The sequence below is a fragment of the Desulfobulbus propionicus DSM 2032 genome, assembly GCF_000186885.1.
In the GTDB taxonomy this organism is placed as follows: Bacteria; Desulfobacterota; Desulfobulbia; order Desulfobulbales; family Desulfobulbaceae; genus Desulfobulbus; species Desulfobulbus propionicus.
The window spans coordinates 1,819,077-1,844,579 of the sequence record NC_014972.1 but is presented as its reverse complement, the minus strand read 5'-3'; the positions used below and the strand labels follow the sequence as shown (position 1 = coordinate 1,844,579).

The window sequence follows — 25,503 nt, the reverse complement described above, 5'->3', positions numbered from 1 at the left end:
TCCTCCCCCAAAGGGGTCAGAGAAAGCGGACCGACGTGGTGTTGAGGTACTTTTCCTCAAGAAGCGAGACGATGCGGCGGACGATGTTGCGGCGCAGATCGAGTTCCTGCGGGGTGTTGGGGTCCTGATGGGCCTCGTTGATCCGGGTGCCGACGATAAAGTGAATGAGATCGCTGCCGAACATGAGACGGACGATGTCCCCGGCCGGATTGTTCGGCAGCCGTTCGACGGTGACGCCCGTGGCCAGCAGTTGGGCCACGTGGGCCAGGGTCAAGGCCCCCTCGGTGATCAGGTCAATGCCCTCCATCCGCGCCGGCGGCGGCATGCCGGTATCGGCCTGGGTGAGATCGACGCTGATCGGCCGGCGGAGAATGCGGCCGATGATGGTCGCGGTGGTGCCGCCGCAGATGATCTTTTTGCCGGGAAAGGTCGAGGCGGCCCGTGCCAGTTCGAAATCGCGTTGCGGCGCAAAGGGCGGCCCGGTCATGATCAACAGCTGCCGTGGCACCCGGAAATGGATCACCGCGCAGCTGGTGTCGTCGCGGGCGCAGCCGCTGTCGTTGGTCAGGGCCCGCTCCATCAGCGCCGCGGTCAGCCGCCGCGAGGAGATATCCGCATCGGCACGGATCAGCTCCTGGGCGCAGGCCACCGCCTCCTCCCGGGTCCAGCCGAGCGGCATGGTCCGTTGTCCCATGCCCGATTGGGTGACGCCGTCGGAAAAACAGAGCAATCGGTCGCCGATGGCCAGTTGCAGCCGGCCGTGATAGATCAGGCGATCCTTCCACCGATCAAGGGTGATCAGCGACCGGTGCAGCTCCACCTCGCTCGTGCCGCGCAGCAGCACCAGCGGCGGGTTGCCGTGTTCGATGAAGCGCAGGGCGCCGCTCTCGTCGAGATCGATCAGGGTGAAGGTGGAGTAACTGATCTTGCGCACCTCGCAGATCGGCAGGGTATCCATGATCGACCGCGCCCACGCCCGGGGATCGGTGCAGGTGGAGGCGAACTTGAGCGCCATGGCGGCGGTGAGGTTGGCCAACACCGAGGCCTTGACCCCGGAACCGAGGCCGTCGGAAAGCACCGCCAGGATCCGCCCCTCTTCCTTGATCCGATGACTGAGAAAGACATCACCGCAGATCGACTGGCGATGCTTGCAGCGCAGGGCATGGTCGACGTCGATGAAGGCCGTCTCAGTCGCCAAGGCTGCCTCCCTCGTCGCCTTCGATCTTGGCCGGCGAAAACGACTCGATGATGCTGTTGAGGGTGACCTCGGATTCGGCCGCGTTTTCGCCCAGCAGGTAGGCGATCTTCTGCACCGTGGCCAGGTTTTTCTGGATGACCTCGCGGGCCCGCCGGATCACCTGCTCCTTCTGTACCGCCGGTCGGGTGATGTCCTGGAGGATGGCGCCGACCACTGCGTGCGGGTCGATGGTGAAGATGGACAGGTGGAGGATGGTATCGAGGAAACGGATATCCCGGTCGAGGATATCCATGTCGTTCTTGAGCACGCTGGCAAAGAGGTTATGGAAGGGCAGCAGCTCGGCCACCGACGTTCCCTCCAGTTCCGCCGGCAGCGACACCGGACGCAGGTGGTTGATGATGGCCACAAAGGCGGCGTTGCATTCCAGCACCCGCAGGTCGCCATCGACGATCACCACGGCCGAGGGCATCTTGTGGATGAGCACGTTGGCCTTCTTGAAGGCCAGCTGCCGCATCCAGGAGACGCACATGGCCCGCTCGGCCCGCTGGGCGATCAGGGCCTTGCCGAATTCGCGGCAGGAGTCGTAGCCGCAACCGCCGCAGTTGAGTTCGTCCTCGATCGAGCGCTTGCCGATGGATCGCAGGACTTCCGAGATGCGGGTCTCGGTGGGCGTGGGCTGGCTGAGCGGCCGGGGCATGATAGACCGGCGGATATCGAGCTCCGGCGGTCGGGGCACGGGTTGCGTCTCCGGGAAGCGGGCATGGGCCAGCACCCGCTGCCGCTTGGTCACGGTGCTGCCCGGCCGGGTGACCTTGGGGCCGTTGATGCAGCCGCCCTCGCAGGCCAACAACTCCAGAAACAACCCCTGCATCGGGTCCAGATCCTCCAGCCCGTCGAGGGCGTTCTCCACCGCCGCCAAGCCGGAAAAACTCATGAACGCACCGTCATCAACGCTGCAGTGGGCGCGGATGCCGGCGATCATGCCGCCATCCACCGGATAGAGCACACCCTCCTCGGCGGCCTGGGGCTCGAACCGGTCGTCGGTCGCCGGGGTCAGGGCGCGGGGATCGATCCGCTCCGCCGCCATCCAGATGCGCAAATCCTCGAAGGTCAGGGCGATATCGAGCAGGTCCGGGTGTTCGTCGGCCTCAAGTTTCTTGGCGATGCAGGGGCCGATGAAAACAATGGCGCTCTCTTCGCCATAGTGGCGCTTGAGCATGCGGCAGTGGGCCAGCAGGGGCGAGAGGAGCGCGGTGACGGCCCCGGCCAGCTGCGGCCGGTGCTTCTGAATATAGGCCACCACGGTCGGGCAGGCCGAGCTGAGCAGGATCTGGCCCGGCTGTTCGCGCAGCGTCTCGGCCACATGGGCGCTGACCTGCTGGGCGCCGAGTGCGGTCTCGGAGACAGCGGCAAAGCCGAGCCGTTTGAGGGCGGCGATCAGCTGACCGGCCTCGATGTTGGGGAATTCGGTGATCCACGAGGGGGCGAGCGAGACCAGCACCCGGGGCGGCAGCTTGACCAGTTGGCGGGCCCGGGGCAAATCGTTGCGCACATGCTTGGCGGTGTTGGGGCAGATGGAGACACAAATGCCGCAGTACACGCACATCTCGTCGACAATGGTGGCATAGGCATCCTGCACCCGGATGGCCTTGACCGGGCATTGGCGAACGCACTTATAGCAGTCCTGGCACTCGTGTTTCTCGGTATAGATGGGCGAGCGTCTATCCATCGCGTCCCTCCTTGGTGCTGGCGAGGTGGTGTTTGAGCAGTTCGGGGAAACAGGACGGCTGCACGTTGGAGTAGATCGTCTCGCCGATGGTGATGTTCGGCCCCTGGGTGCAGAGGTTTTCGCACAGATGGCCGGAGATGTCCGGCACCAACCCGGCATCCTCGACACAGTGGCGCAGGGTGTCGATCGCCTGGCTGTTGTTGCCCCGGGAGAAACAGGAGCTGCCCATGCACACGGCGATGCGCAGGGTGGCGGGCGCGGCCGGTTCCGTTTGGGTTCCACTTTTCCGTCCGCCCTGACCCGAACCGATGCCACGGCCCATGGCCTTGATCTGGCTGCGAATCTGTTGATCGCTCTGCTCGGCCGCCTCGATCCGGTCCGCCTTGCCCGGATAGATGGTGTAGTGTTCGCGAAACCGGGCCGGCGTCAGGTTGGGCATGATCACGTTGGCCCCGCAGCGCAGGGCCAGTTCCCTCCCCTGCCAGGCATCCATGACCGCCACCGCGGTGGTGGCCGGAATGTTGGCGTCCGGCCGCAGGATCCGGGCCAGGGCCACGGCCTTGCAGGTCATGCCGATGGAGGGCGGCACCTGCGTCTCACCGGGCAGGGGCGAGGCGGCCTGCCCCAGGGGTGTATCCGGATGGGCGATAAAGGGGCCGATGCCGATCATGTCGAGATCGAGCTCGCGAAACAAGAGGATATCGTCGGCCAGGATTGCATAACTCTGCCCTGGAATCCCCACCATGACGCCGCTGCCGGTCTCATAGCCCAGGCTCTTCAACTGGCGGAGGAGGGCCAGCCGATCCGACACCCGGGCGCCCCGGTCCGGGTGGATGGCCCGGTAGAGGGCGCGGTCCGAGGTTTCAAAGCGCAGCAGGTAGCGATCAGCCCCGGCCTCCCGCCAGATGCGCAGGTCGTCCTCGCTCCGCTCGCCCAGGCTCAGCGTCAGGGCCAGCGGCGTGGTGGCCTTGATGTGCCGCAGCAGGCTGGCCAGCCACTCGGCCTCGATGCGGTCGTCCTCGCCCGACTGCAGCACCAGGGTGCCATACCCGAGCCGGACCGCCTGATCGGCGCAGTCGAGGATCTCCTCGGCGCTCAAGCGGTAGCGGCTGACCTGACGGTTGGGGGCGCGCAACCCGCAATAGTGGCAGGAACGGGCGCAGTAGTTGGAGATCTCGACCAGGCCGCGCAGGTGCACGGCCTCGCCCACGTGCTGTTGCCGGGCCCGGTCGGCCAGGCGCCACAGCTGCTCCAGTTCCTTCGGGTCGTCGCAGCGCAACCAATGAAGAATTTCTTTGCGATCCATGGTCATCGCCCTTCGCACCGTCCCTGATCCGCACTGTGCAGGAGTTCCAGGGCCGCGGGAAAGGGGCTCAGGGCTCGGGTGAAGATGCCCAGGCTGTAGGAAATCGCCAAACCGTAGTTGGTGATCGGCACGCCGGCCTCGCGGCAGCGAAGGATGCGGCTGAGCACCTCGCGACGGTTGAGCATGCAGGAGCCGCACTGGATCACCAACTGGTATTCGTGCAGATCGGGCGGGAAATCATGGCCCTGGACATGGGTGAACGCGAGTTGGCCGCCGACATACTGGGTCAGCCAACGGGGAATCTTGACCCGGCCGATATCCTCGCCGATGGGATGATGGGCGCAGGCCTCGGCCATCAGCACCCGGTCGCCGGGCTGCAACCGGTCAATGGCCAGGGCCCCTTCCACCTGGGTGAGCAGATCGCCCTTGCAGCGGGAAAAAAGGATGGAGAAGCTGGTCAGCTTGACCTCGGGCGGCACGTCGGCGGCCACCTTGAGAAAGGCCTGCGAGTCGGTCACCACCAACTTGGGGGGCGATGTGAGCTGGTCCAGGGCATGACGCAGTTCGCGTTCCTTGACCACCAGGCTCATGGCATCGCCGTCGAGCAGGTCACGGATGGTCTGTACCTGGGGCAGGATCAGCCGTCCCTTGGGCGCTTCCTTGTCGATCGGTACCACCAGTACCGCCAACTCCCCGGGGCCGACCAGATCGGAGATGATGGCCGGACTGGTGAGGAAATCGGCCGGGGTCTGGGCGACAATGGCCTGTTTCAATTCGGCGATGCCCTCGCCGTTGAGGGCGGCGGTATGCACCAGCGGGATCTTTTTGGCAGCCAGCTCGGCCGTCAGGGTGTCGCTGGCGCGGCCCTGATCGAGCTTGTTCATCACCACCAGCACCGGGACCTGGCGCGCGGTCAGGGCGGCGAGCAACTCGGTTTCAAATGAGCCCCACTCGCCGCCGGCCGCGACGAGGATGCCCAGGTCGGTGCGGTCGAACACCGCGCGGGTGCGGGCGATGCGCATCTCGCCCAGCGCGCCGACATCGTCCACGCCGGCGGTATCGATGAACAGCACCGGCCCGAGCGGCAGCAGCTCCATCGGCTTTTCCACCGGATCAGTGGTGGTACCGGCCACGTTGGAGACGATGGCCACCTGCTGGCGGGTAATGGCGTTGAGCAGACTCGACTTGCCGACATTGCGGCGGCCAAAGAGGCCGATATGGAGGCGGAGGCCCTTGGGTGCGGATTGCGACATGATGTTATCGTTTTTCGGTGGAGGGAGGGACAAAGCCTAAGCGGCAGACCGCGGTGGCGCTGGTGAGTTGATCGAACTGGACGTCGCTGATCCCGGCCTCGCGGGCCAGCTCACGGACACTGGTGCCGGTGTGCGCCGCCTTGCGCGCGATCTCCGCGGCCCGTTCATGGCCGATGGCCGGCAGCAGGGCCGTGGCCGAGGCGGTGGAGTTTTCCACCTGACGGGCGCAGCGCGCCTCGTCGACCTTGATGCCGACTATGCAGTGGCGACAGAGGATGTCGTCAGCCTGGGCGAGCAGGTCGAGGTTGTCGAGCAGGGTCAGGGCCACCAGCGGCAAAAAGGGATTGAGTTCCAGGCTGCCCGAGGCGCAGGCCAGGGTCAGGGTCGTGTCGTTGCCGATCACCAGCATGGCCGCCTGACTGACCGCCTCGGGGATCACCGGGTTGACCTTGCCCGGCATGATCGAGGAACCGGCCTGACGCGCAGGCAAGCGGATCTCGGCCAGACCGGCGTCCGGGCCGGAACTGAGCAGACGCAGATCGGTGCAGATTTTCAACAGGCTGGCGGCATGGGCCTTGAGGATACCCGAGACCTCGACAAAGACATCCACATTCTGGGTGGCCTCGACCAGGTTCTCGGCCCGGGCCAGACTGAGCCCGGTGAGCTGGCGCAGGGCCTCGGTAACCTCGAAGATATAGCGGCGCGGCGCGGCCAGACCGGTGCCCACGGCGGTACCGCCGAGGTTGACCACCCGCAGCCGCTCCCGGCATTTGGAGATGCGCCAGCGGTCGCGATTGATGGCCTCGGCATAGGCGCCGAAGCCGCGACCCACGGTGATCAGCACCGCGTCCTGCATTTCGGTGCGGCCCACCTTGACCACATGGGCCCACCGCTGCTCCTGCTCCTGTAGCGCCTCCTGCAGGGCCACCACCCGCTGTTCCAGCCGGTCGAGCGAGAGCAAGGCCGCGATTTTCAGGGCGGTGGGAAAGACATCGTTGGTCGACTGGTGGAGGTTGAGGTCATCGAGGGGATTGACGCGGGTGTACTCACCCCGACCACAGCCCAGCAGTTCCAGGGCCCGGTTGGCCAGCACCTCGTTGACATTCATGTTGGCGCTGGTGCCGGCCCCTCCCTGGAGGGCATCGACCACGATGGCCGATCCTAAGCCGCCCTCGGCCATCTCGGTGCAGGCGGCCAGGATGGCAGAGGCTTTGTCGTCATCGTCGCTCCAGGCGCCCAGCCGGTGATTGGTCTGGGCCGCGGCCAGCTTGACCAGGCCGAGGGACCGGACCAACAGGGGGTGGATCGGTCGGCCGGTGAGCGGGAAATTCTCCAGGGCCCTGAGGGTATGAATTCCCCACAGGGGTGCGGCAGGGACCTCGCGCGTGCCGAGGGAATCGGTTTCGGGTCGGGTCGTGGCCATACCGGTTACTCTCGGAAGGGAAAAGAGAGGTGAAGAACGAAAATGGAGGCAATCATGGGCCAATAGTAAGACGGACTAAGGGGGCGGCCAAGGGAAAATCAGAAGGACGGGGAGCGAATCGACAGGACTCCGGTATCAGCCCATACCGGAGTCCACGCAGCGCATCTTGGAGTAGTCTGGGAGCGTTGTCGAATTTATTGAGCATCGTGACCGGATGCCTTTTCTGCGCAATTCCTCCGCGGCACGGCCGCCTGTCGCGAAAGCGGCCACGCCACGGAGGAGCGAAACATGAATCAATGAACAGCTCCCGCCGGATACCGCACAGATCCCGGCGGGAGCGCTCGTTTATGCCGTGCTCAGCAGGCGTCGGCCTGCATCTGGCCCGAGGCCATCTGTGCCAGTTCGGCATGGACGGCGTTGATCACCACATCCAGGGTGGCGTGGTTGATGATGGTGTCGCCCACCGCCACATTGGGTCCCTCGCCGCACATCTCGAAGCAGAAGGAAGCCTGCACCTGGACCTTGTCGTCGAGGTCGTTGGCCTCGACATGTTTCATCAGGCCCTGGATAATGGCCTGGGAGTTGCGCAGAAAGCAGCCGGTGCCGGCGCAGACCCGCACGGTCAGCACGCCGTCGCCGCTCTCCTTGGCCTTGGCCAGGGCCAGTTCCTCGCTGCCGGTGCGGCGGCGGTGGTGGTAGTGGGTATGGAGCAGACGATGGGACTCGCGACTGCCCGGTTCGCCCAAGTACTTCTGATAGCACTCGTTCACGAAGTGGTTCTCCTGCGAGCAGTGCAGATCGAGCAACCGGTCGGTGTTGTACAGCCATTCGGTACGCGCCCGCCGCCGTTCGGCGATGTCGCGGCCCACCGGCTGGCCGGCGCCGCCGATGCAGCCGCCCGGACAGGCCATGACCTCGACCAGATCGACGATCAGCGAGCCGTCGAGAATCTGGTGCATCACCTCGCGGGCCTTGCCCAGGCCGTGGACAATGGCCAGTTTCAGCTCCAGGCCGCCGACCTCGGTGCGGATGACGCGTAGCGACTCTTCGCCGCGGATCTCCTCGAACTCAGGATCGACCGGGTTCTGGCCGGTGATCTTGCCCACCGCATAACGCAGCACTGCCTCGGTGACGCCGCCGGAGTTGCCGAAGATGACCCCGGCACCGGTCTTGAAACCCATGGGCATGTCGAAGCTGGCCGGATTGAGCTTGTTGAGGCTCAGACCCGACTCCTCGATCATCCTCGCCAGTTCCTGGGTGGTGAGGACGAAATCCACGTCCGGCGAGCCACCGGTCTTGAACTCCGGCCGTTTGGCCTCGAACTTCTTGGCCGTGCAGGGCATGATCGACACCATGACCACATCCTTGCGCTCCCGACCGAGCTGCGCCGGCAGGGTGTGCTTGACCATGGACCCCATCATCTGCTGCGGCGAACGGCAGGAGCTGAGGTTACCCAAGAGCTGCGGGAAATACTGCTCGGCAAACTTGACCCAGCCCGGGCAACAGCTGGTGAACAGCGGCAATCGCTCGCCGTTGGTCTTGCGGGCCATGAACTCACCCGCCTCCTCGACCACGGTGAGGTCGGCGGTGAAGCTGGTGTCGTAGACGATGTTAAACCCCATCCGCTTCATGGCCGCCACCACCTGGCCGGTGGTGTTGAGCCCGTACTCCAGACCGAACTGCTCGCCGATGGCCACCCGCACCGCCGGGGCGATCTGAGCCACCACCACGGTGTTGGGATCGTGGATCGCCTTCCACACCGCATCGATCTCCGAGGCCGGTGCCAGGGCGCCGGTGGGGCAGACCGAGGCACACTGACCGCAGTTGACGCACTCGGTGGTGCCGAGATCATGGCCAAAGGCAGGCAGCACCATGGCATCGTGACCCCGGAAAGCGAAATCGATGGCGCCGATACTCTGAATCTCATCGCAGAAGCGGACACAGTCGCCGCAGAGCACGCACTTGTTGGGATCACGGATCAGCGACGGACTGGAGGTATCCACCGGTTTGGGCTGGTGGATGGAGCGGTAGCGGATCTTGGTGATCCCCAGCCGGCGGGCGATGTCCTGCAACTGACAGGAGCCGCTGCGCACGCAGCTGGTGCACTCCCGGTCGTGATTGGCCAGGAGCAGTTCCACTGAAATCTTGCGGATCTCGCGCAGCTCCTCGGTGTTGGTGCGCACCACCAACCCCGGCTCCGGCGGGGTCGAACAGGCGCCGAGAATGCCGCGGCCCTCGACGTCGACCAGACAGAGGCGGCAGGCGCCGTAAACGCTCAGGTCGGAGTGATAACAGAAGGTGGGCAGGTCGATGCCCGCCTTGCGCACCAGCTCCAACAGGTTCTTCTCGCCCTCGATGGCCACCTTGCGGCCGTCAATGGTGAGGGCGGCGGTTTTCGTCTTCATCATGCCTGACCTCCTTGCAATCCCTCGACTGCCCCGAATTTGCAGGACTGCAGGCAGGCCCCGCACTTGATACACTTGTCCTGATCGATCACATGCGGCTGTTTGAGTTCGCCGCTGATCGCCTCCACCGGGCATTTCTTGGCGCACTTGCCGCAGCCCTTGCACTTCTCGGCATTGATCCACGGCTTGAGTAGGGCCTTGCACTGACCGGCCGGACAGACCTTGTCGCGGACATGAGCCTCGTACTCTTCCGGAAAATGACGCAGGGTGGAGAGCACCGGATTGGGCGCGGTCTTGCCCAGGCCGCACAGCGAGCCCTTCTGCACCGCCACGGCCAGTTCCCTGAGCAGCGGCAGGGTGGTCTCGTCGGCCCGCCCCTCGATGATGTCGTCCATCAGGGCCAGCATCTGGCGGGTACCCTCCCGGCAGAGCACGCACTTGCCGCAGCTCTCGCGCTGGGTGAACTCCATGAAGAACCGGGCCACCGACACCATGCAGGTGTCCTGGTTCATGGCCACCAGGCCGCCGCTGCCCACCATGGCGCCCACGGTGCGCAAGGAGTCGAAATCCATGGGCAGATCGAGGTGCTCCTGGGTCAGACAGCCGCCCGAAGGCCCGCCGATCTGCACCGCCTTGAACCCGGTAGGATCGATGCTGCCGTCACTCTTGGTGACGCCGCCGCCGATGTTGTGGACGATCTCCCGCAGGGTGGTGCCAAACGGCACCTCGATCAGACCGGTGTTGGCCACATGGCCGGTGAGGGCAAAAGTCTTGGTGCCCGGGGAACCAGGGGTGCCCAGTTGGCGGAAACGGATGGCCCCTTCGCGGACAATGCGTACCGCGTGGGCGAGGGTCTCGACGTTGTTGATGATGGTCGGCTTGCCCCACAAACCGCTTTGCGCCGGAAACGGCGGCTTGGGCCGGGGCATGCCGCGCTGCCCCTCGATGGAGGCGATCATCGCCGTCTCCTCGCCGCAGACAAAGGCACCCGCCCCTTCCATGATCTCGCAGCTGATGTTGAGTCCGGAACCAAAGACGTTTTCGCCGAGAATGCCACGGGCGGTGGCATCCTTGACCGCACGCCGCATGCGTTCGACCGCCAACGGATACTCGGCGCGCACATAGACCAGGGTCTCGTCGGCGCCGATGGCCCGGGCGGCGATCATCAGACCTTCGATGACGCTGTGGGGGTTGCCCTCCATGACGCTGCGGTTCATGAACGCACCGGGGTCGCCCTCGTCGGCGTTACAGATGACATACTTCTTGTCTCCTGCCTGACGGCGGGCCGCCTCCCACTTGCGGCCGGTGGGAAAGCCGCCGCCGCCTCGGCCGCGCAGGCCGGATTCGGAGATCTCGGTGCAGATCGCCTCGGGCGACATCTGCAGAAAAGCCTTCTTGGCCGCCTCATAGCCGCCGTTGCGCAGGTATTCGTCAATGCTTTCCGGATCGATGGTGCCGCAGTCGCCGAGCACGAACCGCTGCTGGCGGGTGTAGAAGGGGATGTCGTCGGTGCCCTTGCACGCGTGCCCGTTGCCTGGCTCGCTGTACAACAGCCGCTCGACGACCCCGCCGCCGATCAGGCTGGTCTCGATGATTTCGTCGATATCGGCCGGTTTGACCTGGGTGTAGAGGATGTTCTCCGGCAGGACCGTCACCAGCGGCCCCATCTGACAGAACCCCTGACAGCCGCTGCGGGTGAAGGCGGTCTTGCCGCTATTGTCGTTTTCTTCCCGGAGTTCGAGGACAAAGGGTAGATTCTTCTCGGCCATCCGCTGCTGAAAGGCGGCATGGACCTTCATGGCGCCGTTGGCGACGCAGCCGGTGCCGGCGCAGATCACCACCCGTCGTTGGGCACCCATCAACGGGTCGGCATTATTCACTGTTTGTTGCATGGTGTTCATGATACCTTCTCCCGCTCCTCGATCTCGTTGATGAGTTGAATGGCTGCTTCAGGCGTCATCTGGCCATGCACCTCCTCGTTGATCACCACCACCGGCGCCAGGCCGCAGGCGCCGAGACAAGCGACGGTCTCCACGGTGAACAGCATGTCCTCGGTGGTGGTGCGCTTGCTGGACAGGCCCAGCCGCTTGTAGATGGCCTCCAGGATGGGAATGGAACGTTTGACATGGCAGGCGGTGCCGTCGCACAAGCGGATGCAGTACTTGCCCTTGGGTTCGAGGGCGAAGTGGGAATAGAAGGTAGCCACGCCGTAGACACGCGCCGGCGGCACATCAAGGCCGGCGGCGACAAAAGTGAGCACGTCTTCGGGCAGATAGCGGTACTCCTCCTGGACGGCTTGAAGGATAGGAATCAGTCGTTGTGGTTGGTTGTCGTGCTGTTCAAGGATCGTGCAAACTTTTTCGTAACGGCGCGCAGGCGTTTGCGATACGGCATCCTGCTCAAGTGTGGTCATGATTTGGATACTCCTTTTGAACGGGACTCGGCCAGCTTCCTGGTCATTTTTTGCGACAGGACGGCCAGCGAGCAGTACAGATCTTCGTTGGTCACAATGACACGGTCCGGCACGTGTATCTTTGCCGGGGCAAAATTCCAAATGGCCAATACCCCGCCCTCGACCAGCAAGTCGGCCGCCTGCTGGGCCTCGGACGCGGGAACAGTGATAATCCCGAAACGAACGCGCATTCGGCGCATCAGGCCGGGCAGCTTGCTGATGTGGCGGACATGCTTGCCGTGAATGACCCGATGGCATTTGTTCGGGTCGACATCGAAGGCGGCCACGATATCAAGACCGCACTCGGCAAAGCCGGGGTAGCCCATCAGCGCTTCCCCCAGGCTGCCCGCACCGACGAGAAAGGCCTCGGTGGAGATGTCCCAACCGAGAAATTTTTCGATGGCGCAGATTAGCTCGTTGACATCGTATCCCACCTTCGGCCGTCCCACGGTGCCGGTCATCTCGATGTCTTTGCGAACCTGAGTGGCATCGAGCTTGAGTTCGGTGCCGATCATGGTGCAGGAGACGCCGGAGCGACCGACCTCGCGCAACTGTTTCAAGAGGCGGTAATACAACGGCAAACGACGCAGTGTCGGCTCCGGCACGCCCTTTTCACTCTTCCGGATCGGCCGTACTGTCTTGTTTTCCATATCCCGCACCCTTGAGCATGAATGAAGAATGAAATACCGATTACCCTGCGCCCCGCTTTGTCGGGGTGATTGCTATCGAGAATTAATTCTCGATATTTATTATGACAAAATAAGACGTTACTGTCAAACTATTTAATCAAAAAAATTTATGCGGATATTTTATTGTAAAAACAATATATTATAAATATTTCTCATATTTCCAAGATGTTGAATTGTGACCCAAGACCACCACCATGTGGTCAATGCACAGCGATGCTTATTGATATCCCTCGATTTCTTTTCCCTGGTCAATAGCCTGGCGCAGATCGTTGACCGCCCGTTCACAGTGCAGCAACACCATGGCGAGCTGCCTGGTGGTGTCATCAGTTTCGCCGAGCAATTGCTCGGCGCTCGCCCACAAAGCCTGACCTTGTTGCAGAAACGATTCCATCTCGGCCAGGACCGCCCGCCTTTTCTTCTGTTTTTCCTGCTCCGAACTCATCACCGGCAACAGTCGTCGAATGGACAACTCCACCAGGAGATCACGCGGCAAACCGCAGGCCTTGGCTACATATTCGAGCGACAGCAGCGAGTTGCGGCTGACCACAAAGGTCTTTTGCTGCCGCTGTTCACCGCTTGGCGAATACGAACCGGCGGCCTGGGCGAGCTGTTTCAGCACCTCCCGGTCTTCCACTAGCTGATCGAAGAGCGATTTCTGCTTCAATCCCAACTGGTTGGCGGCTAGGCTGAGTAACGCTATCACCTGCGACGGCAGACGAAAAGTCGCCCGTACCGATTGCCGGCCCCGCAGGGTATCGGCGGACAAACCAGCCAATAGCCCCTCCCCGTATTTTTTTCCATCCTGTTCATCACTCATCGCACACCTCCTTCTTACTGCTCATTCATACCATTTCATTACTATTGATAAATTTTCACAATAAGTAATGCAACCAAAATATTCATAAGTCGCATTGACTGGCTATTTGTCATACTTATAGTTCAACTACAACACAAAGACGGGGTCATGCATGATCGGAACATACCCTACACACTCACGAAAAGGAGGAGACAAGATGATTACCCGATGGAATGACATTCATCAGATGATGGGGGCCATGGATCTGTTCCGCAACCGGATGAACAACGTATTCAATGAGTTCGACCGGGCCTACAATCTCGGCCAGGGATGGGTTGCCGCTGATACCTTTCCGCGCACCAATCTCAGCGATACCGGCGATAATCTGGAAATCGTCGTTGAACTGCCCGGAGTGCTGAAAGAGGATCTGCAGGTCAAGATTCAGGGCAACTATCTGGAAATCAGCGGAGCGCGCAAATCGGACACCCCCGACACCTTTAAAATCCATCGCACCGAACGGGGGACAGGATCCTTTTCCCGTAGCTTCACCCTGCCCTACGAGGTAGATGCTTCCAAAGTGGAAGCCACCTTGAAGGATGGCTTGCTCAAAATGACCCTCCCCAAGTCGGAAGCCGCCAAACCACGACAGATCAGTATCAATTGATTCGACGATCATTCAAAAATCGAACACAGAACAAGGAGGATACCCATGAGCGAGAACACCGAGGTTGTCACCCGAAAAGAACAGGCAGGAGAACTTGTTCAACAGCTGCCGGTTGTCGCGCCCGAAGTGGATATTTTTGAAAACGACAGCGAGATTCTGCTCTATGCCGATATGCCCGGCGTGATCAAGGACGCCATAGCCATCAACATCGACAACGGCAAGATGACCCTGTCCGGCATGCGCCGGCTGGTGACCAGCGGCGCCGCTGCCTGGCGGGAATTTGGCGAGGTGGAATTCCGCCGGACGTTCTCCGTGCCGCAGAGCATTGATATCGAGAAAGTCCATGCCGAGCTCAGTAACGGTGTCTTGCGGCTCCATCTGCCCAAGTCAGAGGCCGCAAAGCCAAGGCAGATTGAAATCAAGGTCGGCTGATAACGCAGATACGCCGAACAACCAACACGGAAGCAAGAGGAGCAATGACCATGGAACTGAAAAAACTGGCCCCCTGGAATTGGTTCAAGAACGAAGAGGAAATCGAGCATACCGTGCCGGTGAAACACGAACACAAGGCCCCCTTTTATCCACAACGGCACGGTGATCCAATGGTACAAATTCACCGCGACATCGATCGACTGTTCGATCAATTTTTCCGCGGCTTCAATCTGCCCGCCGTTGGCGGTTTCGGCGCTTTTCCCGCCTTTGAGGGCACGGCAGTACTCAAACCCAAGGTCGATCTGAGCGCCACCGACAGTGAGTATCAACTCACCGTCGAGATCCCCGGAGTGAGCGAAAAGGATGTGTCCGTGGATATCGCCGCCGGCGCCCTGACCATCAGGGGCGAAAAGAAACAGGAAAAAGAAGACAAGGAGAAGAACTACTACCGGATCGAGCGCAGTTACGGCTCGTTCCAGCGGGTACTGTCCCTGCCCGAGGACGTGGATCAGGATAACATCAAGGCCAGCTTCAAGAACGGCGTGCTGTTCGTCACCATGCCTCGCAAGGCCATGCCAAAGGGAGAGGTCAAGAAGGTGGAGATCACCTCTGGAAGTTAACGGCGAGAACCGTTCGTCGTGCGTTCTTCTCGTAGCCCGACAGTGCTTTTCGGCTGTCGGGCATTTTTTTACCTTGATTCCCCCCTTCCCGGGCAGAAAAATCCCGTCCCTCCTCGCACCCATTGCACGCCGATCGTTTTGACATTGCCTTTCTGCTGTGATAGGAATCTTGATAACTGGGCAAACATACCGAAAGGTATGGGCGCAAAGTCTCCGGCCTACGGGAAACTATGGTAGCGGGACTGCGGCATGCGTATTCTCCTCATGTCTCGTTCTCCCCTCCTCCCCCTCCCCTGAAAACGCCGTTACCCGGACACCTTGCCTCATCACGACCAAGACGTCTCGACAGCGATCATGCCCGCGGTCCACGTCCACCGCTGCACGCGGCAAACACTTCATCACGGGAACAAAAACACCATGAATTTGACACTGTATGCTTCATTGACCACCGTGCTCCTGGCTCCGATGCCGGGACTGGCCATGGATCTTCCTTCTTCCTTTGACCTGCGCGACATCGACGGTCACAGCTTCATCGGTGCCGTGCGCGATCAGGCCTACTGCGGCAGCTGTTATGCCTTTGGTACGCTGGCCGCAGCGGAAAGCACCTGGAACCGGACGCACGGTCTGTACGACCAGCAGGCCATCGATCTGTCCGAGGCCTTCATGGTCTGGAGTCTCAGCCCCCTGTATGACGGAATGGATGGCTGTGATGGCGGTCTGCTTGAAGATCCGATGACCGCCATGGTGGAACATGGAACGCCCTTGGAAAGCGTCTATCCCTATCCAGTGCAGGAGGATCAGTGGACGGTCATTGAACAGCCTGCCGGACAGCATTGGGATGCCCCGCGTTATACGATGGAGGATTGGTATTCCATACCGGTCAATGACGTGGAGACCACCCGCCGCGTTCTCCATGCCATCGGTGCGGTCACCATTGGCGTGAATTCCGACAGGGAGGAATGGCATGACTACCAGGGGGGTGTCCTCAACGACAATTTTCGCGTCCCCACGCAGGTGAACATAGCAGCCCTGGATCATGCGGTGGCATTGATCGGCTACAATGACGAGACCGGAGAAGATGGGCTAGGCTACTGGATACTGCGCAATTCCTGGAGCGAGGAATGGGGAGAGGACGGCTACATGCGTCTTCGCTACACAACCTCGATGTCCAACCTTTGGAGCTTCTATCTTATCGCGGAACCCTGGAGCGGCGAGAGTCTGCACCTCGTCAACACCGGCGATATCCAGGCGGTTCCCTGGAGCGCTGGAGGAACCTACAATGCTCATGGCGTCGATTTTTGGGGCGGAAAGGCCAGCAGCGTCGTCAACCAGGGCACGATTGGCGCCCATGCCCAGTCGGACGAGGCGCTGACAACGGCGCGCGGAATCTATCTCTGGGGCGGGCCCGGCGGTTCTGTCCGCAATGAAGGACTGATCACCGCATCGGCTTTCAGCCCGCAAGGACAGGCTGTTGCCTATGGGATCTGCCTGCAAGGAGGGGAAATCGTCAACCAGGGAACAGTAACGGCCGAGGCCGACAGTGATGCCAATTTCACCCTCTCCTATGGCATATGGGCCAGTAACGGCAAGAACGATTTGGTCATCGAGAACAGCGGCGAGATCGTGGCCCAAACAGGAGCGGACACGCTCAAGGGAAGCGCCGGGATATGGTCGGAAAACCATGGACGCACGCAGGTAACCAATTCGGGCAGCATTTCCGCGGTCTCCGGTGATTGGGCAATCGGCGTCGCCTTCATCAAGGGTCCAGGATGGCTGGAAAACAGCGGCACCATCACCGCGGTCGCTTCCTCTGTGCAGCCCCTGCTCGATTATCAGGGCGGTGTTGGTGTCTGGGCGAACACCCCCTCGGTCATCATCAACAGCGGCACGATCAGCGGTTACAACGCCTCCATTGCCAGCTACGATACCACCCGTCTCATCCTGCAAAGCGGTTCGGACCTGGTTGGGCCGGCGTGGATGGCAGGGGAGACCGACGTGGTGTTGCTCAATGGCAATGGCATGGAAAATGAGGTCTTCTATGGCGCCGAAACCTTGGTCATGCACGGGGTGGACTGGTCGCTCTCCGGCCATTCCACCTTTGGTGCGATCCAGGTCGAGCACGGACGACTGGGGATCGACGGCGTCATCGGCGGCGAGACCACTGTCGGCGCGCACGGCATCCTGGGCGGCAACGGCACCTTGACCGGCAACGTCACCAACCGGGGCACCGTGTCTCCCGGCCATTCCATCGGCCATCTGACCATCGACGGCAACTATACCCAGAGTTCCTCCGCCACCCTGGGTATGGAAATCGGTGCCGATCAAGCCGACCGTTTCACCGTCACCGGCACCGCCTCGCTCGACGGGACCCTGCTTCTCGTCCCGAACGGCTACACCAACGGCGGCAGCTTCTCCATGCTCGATGCCGGCAGCATCTCCGGTGTCTTTGACCGGGTGCAAGGCGCCGCCATTCTCGACACCGAGCTGCTGAGCCTCTCGCCCGGCAACCTGAGCCTGGAGGTCAGCCGCAACAGCTACACCAGCCTGGCCATCCCGCATAACAGCGGCTTGGCAACCAGCCTGGATAGGGTTCGCCCCTCGGCGGCCAACGATTTCGCCGACCTGCTTGACCGCCTCGACCTGGCCTTGACCACCAGCGCCCTCAACAACGCGTTGGCCGAGATGACCCCGCGCATTCACGGCCTGGCCACCACCCTGGCCCTCGACGATGCCCAGTCCCGTTTCGACAGCCTGCGCCGCCGCATGGAGCACTTCGATCCGTCGCCGGAGAGCAGCGACCGTGCGGGTGCGACCACTGCCTGGTTCGAGTTCCCCAGCCATCACAGCCGGTACGAAGCGGACGATGCCTCTTTCGGGGCGACAAAGAACGTTTACGGCCTGCTGTTCGGCCTGGAGCGCTCCACGGCCGATGGCCTGATCCTGGGCATGGCCGGCGCCCTCGGCGAGAGCCGCTACGAATCCGACAGCAGTGCCGACGAAGGGGAAAACAAAAGTCTGCACGCCTATCTCTACGGTTCCTGGAACGATCCCCTGACCCCGGGGGGCTGGCGGTTGGGCGCCGCGCTCGGCACCGGCCTGATCGACTTCGACGCCGACCGGTCACTGGCCTTTGCCGGCCGTGCAACCCACAGCGACCACGAGGGCCGCCTGTTCGGCGCCACTGTCCAGGGCGGCTACGACTGGGTGATCGGCAACTGGATCCTGGGGCCTTCCGTGGGTGGCGGCTGGGTGAGGCTCGACGAGGAAGGCTTCCAGGAATCCGGCGCCGACAGCGCCGATCTCTCCCTAGGCTCCCGGGCGAGCGATTCCCTGCTCGGCTTTGCCGGCGCCCGGATCGCCTATCCCTTCCAATGGAAGACCTTTGCCCTGGAACCGGAACTCAGGCTGCACTGGTGGCATGAGTTCAACCGCCACAGCGACGATCTGCAGTCCCAACTGGCTGGCGGCGGCGATATGTTCCTTACGCCCGGACGCGACCTGGCCGGTGACAGCCTGGTCATGGGCGCCGCGCTCGAGGCCCGCCTCTCGCCAAGCGCATTCGCCCATCTTGGCTACGACTGCACCCTGCAAAGCGACAACGGTGCCACCGACCATGCCCTCTCCCTGCGCCTCGCTTGGACCTTTTGATTTCCAGCTTGTCCGAACCCGCCAAACAGGGTAACGGAAAGACGCCCCTGGCAAACACGCCCTGCCCAATGCCTGAAAGCAGACCCATCCTGGGGTGGGTCGCTGTGGCGGCAGGGTCCCATCAACCGTTTTTTCGAGAGGAACCCCCATGTTTTTGTCGGCCAGATCCCTGCTGAATAGACGATGCCCAGACGCCAAGACATCGCTGCTGCTCCTGCTGCTTGTGGTATTGCCCTCCCTTGCAGCCAGCGCCGAGCCGCCTCTCGACCTCAGCCAGCAGCTCGGCCGCGATTGTCACCCCGTGGATGCACGCGCCTGGAAATCGCCTGCCCTGGAAATAGTGCGTCAGCGGCCAAAAACCGAACTGCAATGGGTTCAACTGTGCCGGGAGGGTCAATATCCGGTCTTCGGCGTACGGTTTGCCTATGATCCCCAAGGGCAGACCAACGATTTTTTCTATCCCCTGTTCTTGGATGTCTTGGAGGCCAATGGCCACCGACCCTTTGCCTTTGTCGAAACCCAGGATCGTCTGCTGATCGAGGTAGGTGGCGAGGGTGGAGACCAACTGGACCTCAACTACATCCAACTCGACCTACGGCCAAACTGACCCGCATCCTGCCCCCCTGGTCGACAACCAACCGCGTCGAAACAGGAGCGCACCGCCACCGGGGGAGCACAAAGGATTTTAGTTGCCCTTCCCTACCCGATCTTGCTACCTTGATGAATTGCGTGCTGCCGGCCGCTCCGAGCCTGACCTGGCAGGCGATGCGAAAAAAATGGAACCCATTTCCCGGGTTGGCCAAGAGAGCGATTTGGTGGTGCCCTGTTGGGCATGTCCGCGAGGACGTTTCGAGCAGAACCGGCGGGTGGGTGCGATTACGTCATGGTACAACCAATTGACAAACAAAAGGATTTGGTATGACAACCCCGGAAAATCAGCGTGTGTATCTCGGTGACCTGCGTGCCCGGTGGCGGACAAGCGCGGAGCAGATTGTGGAAATGGCTCTGGCCGGCACAATAGATCTGTGGATCGAATTTTTCGATGTGTTTATCGAGAAACGAGATGGTGGCAAGAAAAAGAAACCGGCCGCGCCGCAACCCAGCGCCCAGGTCGAAATGCGGCTTCAACACGAAGTGCTGCGGCAGGTGCAAGGGCGCCTTGACCGCATGCTGATTGGTGCCGAAATTCTTTGCGTGGACGACAAAGGCAAGGAGATCGCGGTCAGCAATTCGGTCGGCGAGGAATGGGGTGAAACCAGCATGCTCGCGCTCAACCCGATGCGCCTTTTTGCGCGGCTCAACGAGGTGATCAACCACGAAACCACCCACCGCATCGAACCGCGGAGTACGGCCGCGACCGATTTAACCGACCACCAGCCGGCAATCAGGGGGGAGGCGCTGGGCAACACACCCGATCATCCCTGTTTCGCCCAGGAACTCCAGGCGGCTAATGCCTGCTGGGCCGCCCTGTTCGCGGGGGCAGAACCGGCGACGGCCGCGACCCACAAGGCGAGTATTCTGGTCTGGCTGCGCGAGCAGTACCCGCACCTGTCCAAGGCGGCCAGCGAACGGATCGCCCTGATCGTCACTCCAAGCATTCGCGCCAGTAAAGACGGCCGCCGCCGCTGACAATGCGGCTGGGATAGAGATCATGAATTGTTTCCGCACGCTGTCTCTTGTTCTTCTTGGTCTGATCGTGTCCGTGACATCCCTCGCGGCCCTGGCCGATGTCGATGGATTCAAGGGCATGCGCTGGGGCAGCGCGCTCAACGACCTGCAACGGACGAAACAGCTGGTTCTCACCAAGGAAACCGACGCCAATGGCGAGACCCTCTATGCCCTGCAAAACGAGGACCTGCGCTTTGGCAAGGCTACCCTCAGCGGCATCTCCTGCACCTTCACGCACCAGCGGTTGCAGGGCGTGATCCTGCTTTTTGCCGGAAACAAAAATTTTGCCGCGATGAAGACCGAGGCTTTTGCCCGTTTCGGCGACCGCAAGAAAATCGAGCAAAATGGCGAGGAAATGTACAGCTGGACCGGGGACATCAGCAGTATTGTCCTGTCCTACAACAAAGGATCGGAATCCGGTTTTCTGTTCATGAAGGCGAAAAAGCCGGTTGCCGCCGTTGCGCCCCCGCAAGCCCGGACCGAGCAACCCGGGGAGGCGGATACACGGCAAACGGAACGCCCGGAAGAGCAGGAAACAGCGCTCGACCGGGCCTCGTTGCCGCAGGAGGATGCTCCACCGCAGGCGCCGCCAGGTTCACCGAGCGCGCAAGCCGTTGGTTCCAGCGGCGGCTGGCAAGCAGCACCCGCGCCATCTCCCGGCGAGGATTCGGCGCGCATCGTGGCCATCAGCCCCGAGATTCAGGCGCTGATCGACCGTGACCAGGATCTGACCCACCTGTGCTGGGACACGGTCGGACCGGCGGCTGACGACGCTTGCCGGCAGATGCGGGTCAACGCTCAGCGGTTGCAGGATCTCGGTTGGTGCATGACACCCGGCGATTCCGCCACGACCGGATCGGGGGTGATCTGGGGTCGGTGCCAACCGTCCTCTGCGGCCCTTCAGGCCCCATCTCTCCAGGAAACGAAACCGGCCGGGCCAAGCGGCCGGGAATCCCTGTGCCGCACAGTCGGCGAGATGTTCACCACCACGGCCTGGATGCGGGATGACGGCGAAACACCCCAGGCTGCGGAGCAAGCCTTGCTGCGCTACGAAAACAGCCAAGGCGGTCGGATCGGCATCGAACACATCCGTGAAACCGTGGAGCTGGTCTATTTCGATCCCGAGTACTCTTCGGTCTGGGGAACCCAGATCGCTCAGCAGGTGGAGGATGACTGCCTCAGCGGCTTTGGCCCCTTCAATCAGCCGCTGTTTCCGTAAGGTGGGATTCTTTGTTCAAACGGCAGCTGGAGCGAGACGAAGAATCCACAAATCGCCATTGATCCAGGCATCGCGCTCCCGGCGCAGACGGGTCGGCTGCCGAGTAAGCACGGTCCAGCCGGTGCCGGCCGCAATCGCATGGATATAGTTGGTCGAATAGGCGAAGCGACCGGTGGGCAGCAGTTGATACCCCTCCGCTTCCAGGTGCTCGGTGGAAAAACAGAAAAGGGCTTGGGGCCGGGCAACGGCCTGGGCTGCGGTGAAGAGCTCAAGCAGTTCGCCGACATAGATAAAAACATCGGTGGCCAGAAACAGATCGTAGGTCTCGCTGGTGGCATGCAGGTAGTGGTCGATGCTGTCCGCGTACAGATGGGCATAGCATCCCTTACCTTTGGCGTGGTCCAGCATCCGGGGTGACAGGTCGACCCCGTCCAGGGCCGTTACCCTGCGCTTGAACGACAGACCGCTCAAGCCGGTGCCGCAGCCGAGATCAAGCCCGTGGTCATATTCGGTCCGCGTTTCTCCGCACGCGCACAGGCACTCGTAGAGGCAGCGCGGATTGTCGTAGCCCAGTTTCTCCACCAGGCTCTGCTCAAAGTGCTCGGCATAGGCATCGAAAAAACCGCGCACATAGGCATCGGGCGCGTGGTCGAGCGGAACGCCGAGCAGGGCCGCCAGCATGTAGCCGACCGACTCGTCGTCGGGCCGGGATTCGTACACTTGACTGTAGTAGCGGACCGCCTGCTCGATCTCGCCGGCACGGTGGTAGAGGTAGGCCAGGTTGTTGGCTGCCTGATGATAGCCGGGCGCCACCGCCAGCACCCGATGGTAGCAGGCCATGGCCTGGACATCGTCGTGGAGTGTCCGGTAACAGCCGCCGAGGTTGTACAGGCAGTCGGCATGATCCGGGGCGGCGGCTAAAATCCGCTGATAGGTGGCAACGGCGGCGGCCAGATCACCGGTTTCCTTCTGGCACAGGGCAAGGTTGAACAGGACATCGTTGTCCTCGGGGCCGAGACTGGCGGCCTGGGAAAAGGAACTCAACGCCTGGTCGAACTGGTGGAGGCCGTACTGCACCAACCCGAGGTTGTAGTGAAGCAGCATCGAACGAGGCGCAGCAGCCAGCAGCCGCAAATAACCTTCCCTGGCCTCGGCCAGGCGTCCGGCGTCATGGGCGGTACAGGCCAGGGCAAAGGCCCGGTTGAACGTTTCGGCCGACGGGAGCCGTGGAGTGTCGGTTGACATGGTAATCCGTGGTCGCAAAGATTGGCGGGAGGCAGGACCGGGACAACAGGGCCTGAACGGACGATCCCCCACCATACCCGCTTTTGCTCCTGACGGATGCAAAAAATGACCGCCAGGACCACTGGCCCCTGATTTCCTGGAGCTGTCCTGATTCGTTCCGCCGCCAACTGTATCGACCTGCCGCCTCTGCCCGTTTTTTTGGTGATCCCCCATGCCTTCCTCCCCTTTCGCGTCCCTGCCGATTGATTCGGCCCTGCCCCGGATCAAACATGCCTTGGCAGCCGGTTCGGCGGTCCTGGCCGCGCCGCCGGGCTCGGGCAAAACCACCATTGTGCCCCTTGCCCTGCTCGACGAGCCTTGGCTGGCCAACAGGAAGATCATCCTCCTCGAACCCCGCCGGTTGGCGGCCAGGGCAGCGGCTTCCCGGATGGCCGCCCTGCTCGGCGAGCGACTCGGCCAGCGCGTGGGGTACCAGATCCGTTTTGACCGTTGCATCTCGCCGCAGACCCGCATCGAGGTGGTCACCGAAGGCATCCTTACCCGGCGACTCCAGCACGACGCCGCCCTTGCCGACGTGGGGCTAGTCATCTTCGACGAGTTCCACGAGCGCTCCCTCCACGCCGACCTGGCCCTGGCCCTGTGCCTTGATCTCTGCCAACTCAGGGACGACCTGCGCCTGCTGGTGATGTCCGCCACCCTGGAGACCGAAGCGATCGCCCGGTTGTTGGGCGAGGCACCCGTCGTTGTCGCCGAGGGGGCCGAGCACCAGGTGGGCATCGATTATCTGCAGCGGCCACCCCGAGGACGGATCGGCGCAATCACCGCCCAAGGCATCCTCCAGGCACTGCCGCGACAGCAGGGCGATATGCTGGCCTTTCTCCCCGGCGCAGGCGAAATCAGGGACGCTCTTCACCTGCTCGCCGGAGATCCGTCCTGCCGCGACCTGCTGATCCTGCCGCTGTTCGGTGACCTGCCCCAAAAGGAACAAGACCGCGCCTTGCTCGCCGATCCGCAAGGCAGGAGGCGGATCATTCTCGCCACCTCGATCGCCGAAACCAGCCTGACCATCGAGGGCGTGGGGTGCGTGGTTGACAGCGGCTGGTCACGGCGGCCCACCTTTGATCCAGGTAGCGGGTTGAGCAGGCTGACCACGGTCCGGGTTTCCCGAGCCTCGGCGCGCCAGCGGGCTGGGCGGGCGGGACGTCTCGGCCCAGGCCACTGTCTGCGTCTGTGGACCAGGGAGGAGCACCACAGCCTACCAGCCTTTCATCCTCCGGAAATAGTGCATGCCGACCTCGCCCCGCTGGCCCTGGAACTGGCCCTGTGGGGTGTTTTTGACGCCGGCGAACTGCGCTGGCTCGATCAGCCCCGCAGCGGCGCCCTGCAGCAGGCCCGACTATTGCTTCGGGCCTTGGAGGCGATCGATGAGTCTGGCCGCGTCACTTCCCTGGGGCGGCAGATGGCCGGCCTGCCCCTGCATCCGCGTTTGGGGCGCATGCTGCTCATCGCGAGGGAGAATGGCCAGGGTGCCCTGGCCTGCGACCTGGCGGCCCTGCTCTCGGAACGAGACCTGCTGCCACGGGATCATCCCCAGGCCTCGGCCGATCTTGGCGTACGGCTCACTCTTTTAGCCCAGTGGCGCGACAAAGGCGAGCGGGCGGCGCGTGAGGGGGGCATCGATCCCCAGCGTTGCCGCCGGATTGATCAAGCGGCCGGCCAATGGCGGCAACTGCTTGGCTGCCCACCGACCGGCCATGACCCGTTAGCCGTTGCCGCCCTGCTTGTGCATGCCTATCCCGAATGCATCGCCCGTAGGCGGCCGGGGCAACGAGGCCGCTACCAACTGGCCAACGGCCGCGGAGTCCTCCTGGATCCGGCCGATCCGCTGGCCACCAACGAGTACCTGGTGGTGCCGCATGTCGATGCCGGCTCCAGGGAAGGAAAAATTTTTCTCGCCGAAGGAGTGGAGATTGCGGACATCCGCGAGCAGCATCGTCAACTGCTGACCACCGAGCAGCGGGTGTGCTGGGACACGGCCAGCGCCAGGGTGATGGCGGTCCGGCAGGTACGCGTGGGGGCGATTATCGTCGAGGAAAGCCCGCTCGCGGACATCGATCCAGAGGCCGGCCGGGCCGCCCTGATGGAGGGCATCGCTCGGATGGGCAGCGGCTGTCTGCCCTGGGATCGGGAATCGCGGCAGCTGCAGGCGCGGATCCACTCCGTCCGTGCCTGGCAACCGCAGGCAGGTTGGCCGGAGGTGAGCGACGAAGCGCTTTTTCGCGATCTTGGCTGGCTGGAACCGTACCTGAACGGCATCACCCGGGCCGACCAGCTGACCCGGATCAACCTCAAGGGGATCTTGGCCAGTATGCTGGGATGGGAGGGGCAGCAGCGGCTGGCACGGCTGGCGCCGGAGACCTTCACCGCGCCCAGCGGATCAAGGATCCGTATCGACTACCGCCTCGATGGACCGCCGATCTTGGCGGTGCGCATTCAGGAAATGTTCGGCCAGAGCAAGACGCCCACGGTCTGCGACGGCCAGCTGGCACTGGTGCTCCACTTGCTCAGCCCGGCCCGGCGACCCATTCAGGTGACCACCGATTTGGCCGGATTCTGGCGGCGGGGCTACACGGAGGTGAAAAAGGAACTCAAGGGCCGCTACCCCAAGCACTTTTGGCCCGATGACCCCCTGGTCGCCGAAGCCACCAGGGGGGGGAAACGCAGGAACCAGCCCGGATAGGGCTGGAGGATGGACG

Annotated in this window: 19 protein-coding genes and 1 riboswitch; of the genes, 8 read left to right on the top strand and 11 right to left on the bottom strand. The window is 62.6% G+C overall.

Annotated features, from left to right (window positions below; translation table 11 throughout):
- Window positions 1-16 precede the first annotated feature (16 nt).
- The 10 genes from DESPR_RS08005 to DESPR_RS07960 all read right to left on the bottom strand — a co-directional run bounded on the left by DESPR_RS08005 (window position 17) and on the right by DESPR_RS07960 (window position 13,272).
- Entirely contained in the window at window positions 17-1,198 is a 1,182-nt protein-coding gene (locus DESPR_RS08005; protein ID WP_015724299.1) for a SpoIIE family protein phosphatase, read from the bottom strand.
- Window positions 1,188-2,927: a [Fe-Fe] hydrogenase large subunit C-terminal domain-containing protein gene (locus DESPR_RS08000; RefSeq protein WP_015724298.1), complete on the bottom strand. Its 1,740-nt coding sequence runs from the start codon at window positions 2,925-2,927 to the stop codon at window positions 1,188-1,190. Before DESPR_RS08000 ends, DESPR_RS08005 begins: the two co-directional genes overlap by 11 nt.
- Window positions 2,920-4,233 carry a [FeFe] hydrogenase H-cluster radical SAM maturase HydE gene (hydE, locus tag DESPR_RS07995; protein WP_169701566.1) on the bottom strand — a complete coding sequence of 438 codons (1,314 nt, stop codon included), beginning with the start codon at window positions 4,231-4,233 and terminating at the stop codon, window positions 2,920-2,922. Before hydE ends, DESPR_RS08000 begins: the two co-directional genes overlap by 8 nt.
- A gap of 2 nt (window positions 4,234-4,235) precedes the next feature.
- Window positions 4,236-5,486 (bottom strand): [FeFe] hydrogenase H-cluster maturation GTPase HydF, encoded by a 1,251-nt coding sequence (gene hydF, locus DESPR_RS07990; RefSeq protein WP_015724296.1) that lies wholly within the window; start codon window positions 5,484-5,486, stop codon window positions 4,236-4,238.
- Window positions 5,487-5,490: 4 nt separating this feature from the next.
- Window positions 5,491-6,909: an aspartate ammonia-lyase gene (locus tag DESPR_RS07985; RefSeq protein ID WP_015724295.1), complete on the bottom strand. Its 1,419-nt coding sequence runs from the start codon at window positions 6,907-6,909 to the stop codon at window positions 5,491-5,493.
- 356 nt (window positions 6,910-7,265) lie between these two features.
- Window positions 7,266-9,317: a [FeFe] hydrogenase, group A gene (locus DESPR_RS07980; protein ID WP_015724294.1), complete on the bottom strand. Its 2,052-nt coding sequence runs from the start codon at window positions 9,315-9,317 to the stop codon at window positions 7,266-7,268.
- Window positions 9,314-11,215, bottom strand: a complete 1,902-nt coding sequence (locus tag DESPR_RS07975) for an NADH-ubiquinone oxidoreductase-F iron-sulfur binding region domain-containing protein (protein ID WP_015724293.1) — start codon at window positions 11,213-11,215, stop codon at window positions 9,314-9,316. Before DESPR_RS07975 ends, DESPR_RS07980 begins: the two co-directional genes overlap by 4 nt.
- Complete coding sequence (locus tag DESPR_RS07970) at window positions 11,212-11,727, bottom strand: NADH-quinone oxidoreductase subunit NuoE family protein (RefSeq protein ID WP_015724292.1); 516 nt, start codon at window positions 11,725-11,727, stop codon at window positions 11,212-11,214. The genes DESPR_RS07975 and DESPR_RS07970 overlap by 4 nt, the downstream gene beginning before the upstream one ends.
- Window positions 11,724-12,416 (bottom strand): redox-sensing transcriptional repressor Rex, encoded by a 693-nt coding sequence (locus DESPR_RS07965; protein WP_015724291.1) that lies wholly within the window; start codon window positions 12,414-12,416, stop codon window positions 11,724-11,726. The genes DESPR_RS07970 and DESPR_RS07965 overlap by 4 nt, the downstream gene beginning before the upstream one ends.
- Before the next feature lie 256 nt (window positions 12,417-12,672).
- Window positions 12,673-13,272 (bottom strand): hypothetical protein, encoded by a 600-nt coding sequence (locus DESPR_RS07960; protein WP_015724290.1) that lies wholly within the window; start codon window positions 13,270-13,272, stop codon window positions 12,673-12,675.
- A gap of 196 nt (window positions 13,273-13,468) precedes the next feature.
- On the opposite strand from DESPR_RS07960, the gene DESPR_RS07955 reads away from it, so the two are divergent.
- The 7 genes from DESPR_RS07955 (at window position 13,469) to DESPR_RS07925 (ending at window position 21,502) form a co-directional block, all read left to right on the top strand.
- Window positions 13,469-13,915, top strand: coding sequence for an Hsp20/alpha crystallin family protein (locus DESPR_RS07955; protein ID WP_015724289.1), 447 nt, complete (start codon window positions 13,469-13,471; stop codon window positions 13,913-13,915).
- 45 nt (window positions 13,916-13,960) lie between these two features.
- Window positions 13,961-14,347 (top strand): Hsp20/alpha crystallin family protein, encoded by a 387-nt coding sequence (locus tag DESPR_RS07950; protein WP_015724288.1) that lies wholly within the window; start codon window positions 13,961-13,963, stop codon window positions 14,345-14,347.
- 50 nt (window positions 14,348-14,397) lie between these two features.
- Window positions 14,398-14,967, top strand: coding sequence for an Hsp20/alpha crystallin family protein (locus tag DESPR_RS07945; RefSeq protein ID WP_015724287.1), 570 nt, complete (start codon window positions 14,398-14,400; stop codon window positions 14,965-14,967).
- Window positions 14,968-15,136: 169 nt separating this feature from the next.
- A riboswitch (cyclic di-GMP riboswitch) is annotated at window positions 15,137-15,217 on the top strand.
- 167 nt (window positions 15,218-15,384) lie between these two features.
- The gene (locus DESPR_RS07940; protein ID WP_015724286.1) at window positions 15,385-18,615 is read left to right on the top strand and encodes an autotransporter domain-containing protein; all 3,231 of its coding nucleotides are present in this window, start codon (window positions 15,385-15,387) and stop codon (window positions 18,613-18,615) included.
- 148 nt (window positions 18,616-18,763) lie between these two features.
- Window positions 18,764-19,222 carry a hypothetical protein gene (locus DESPR_RS07935; protein ID WP_015724285.1) on the top strand — a complete coding sequence of 153 codons (459 nt, stop codon included), beginning with the start codon at window positions 18,764-18,766 and terminating at the stop codon, window positions 19,220-19,222.
- Between the two features lie 311 nt (window positions 19,223-19,533).
- Window positions 19,534-20,244: a hypothetical protein gene (locus tag DESPR_RS07930; protein WP_015724284.1), complete on the top strand. Its 711-nt coding sequence runs from the start codon at window positions 19,534-19,536 to the stop codon at window positions 20,242-20,244.
- 22 nt (window positions 20,245-20,266) lie between these two features.
- Window positions 20,267-21,502, top strand: a complete 1,236-nt coding sequence (locus DESPR_RS07925; protein WP_015724283.1) for a hypothetical protein — start codon at window positions 20,267-20,269, stop codon at window positions 21,500-21,502.
- A 15-nt stretch (window positions 21,503-21,517) separates the two neighbouring features.
- Here the strand turns inward: DESPR_RS07925 and DESPR_RS07920 are convergent, their stop codons facing one another.
- Window positions 21,518-22,747, bottom strand: coding sequence for a tetratricopeptide repeat protein (locus DESPR_RS07920; RefSeq protein ID WP_015724282.1), 1,230 nt, complete (start codon window positions 22,745-22,747; stop codon window positions 21,518-21,520).
- A gap of 211 nt (window positions 22,748-22,958) precedes the next feature.
- Here DESPR_RS07920 and hrpB point away from each other — a divergent pair, with 211 nt between their 5' ends.
- Window positions 22,959-25,487, top strand: a complete 2,529-nt coding sequence (hrpB, locus tag DESPR_RS07915; protein ID WP_015724281.1) for an ATP-dependent helicase HrpB — start codon at window positions 22,959-22,961, stop codon at window positions 25,485-25,487.
- Window positions 25,488-25,503: the final 16 nt, after the last annotated feature.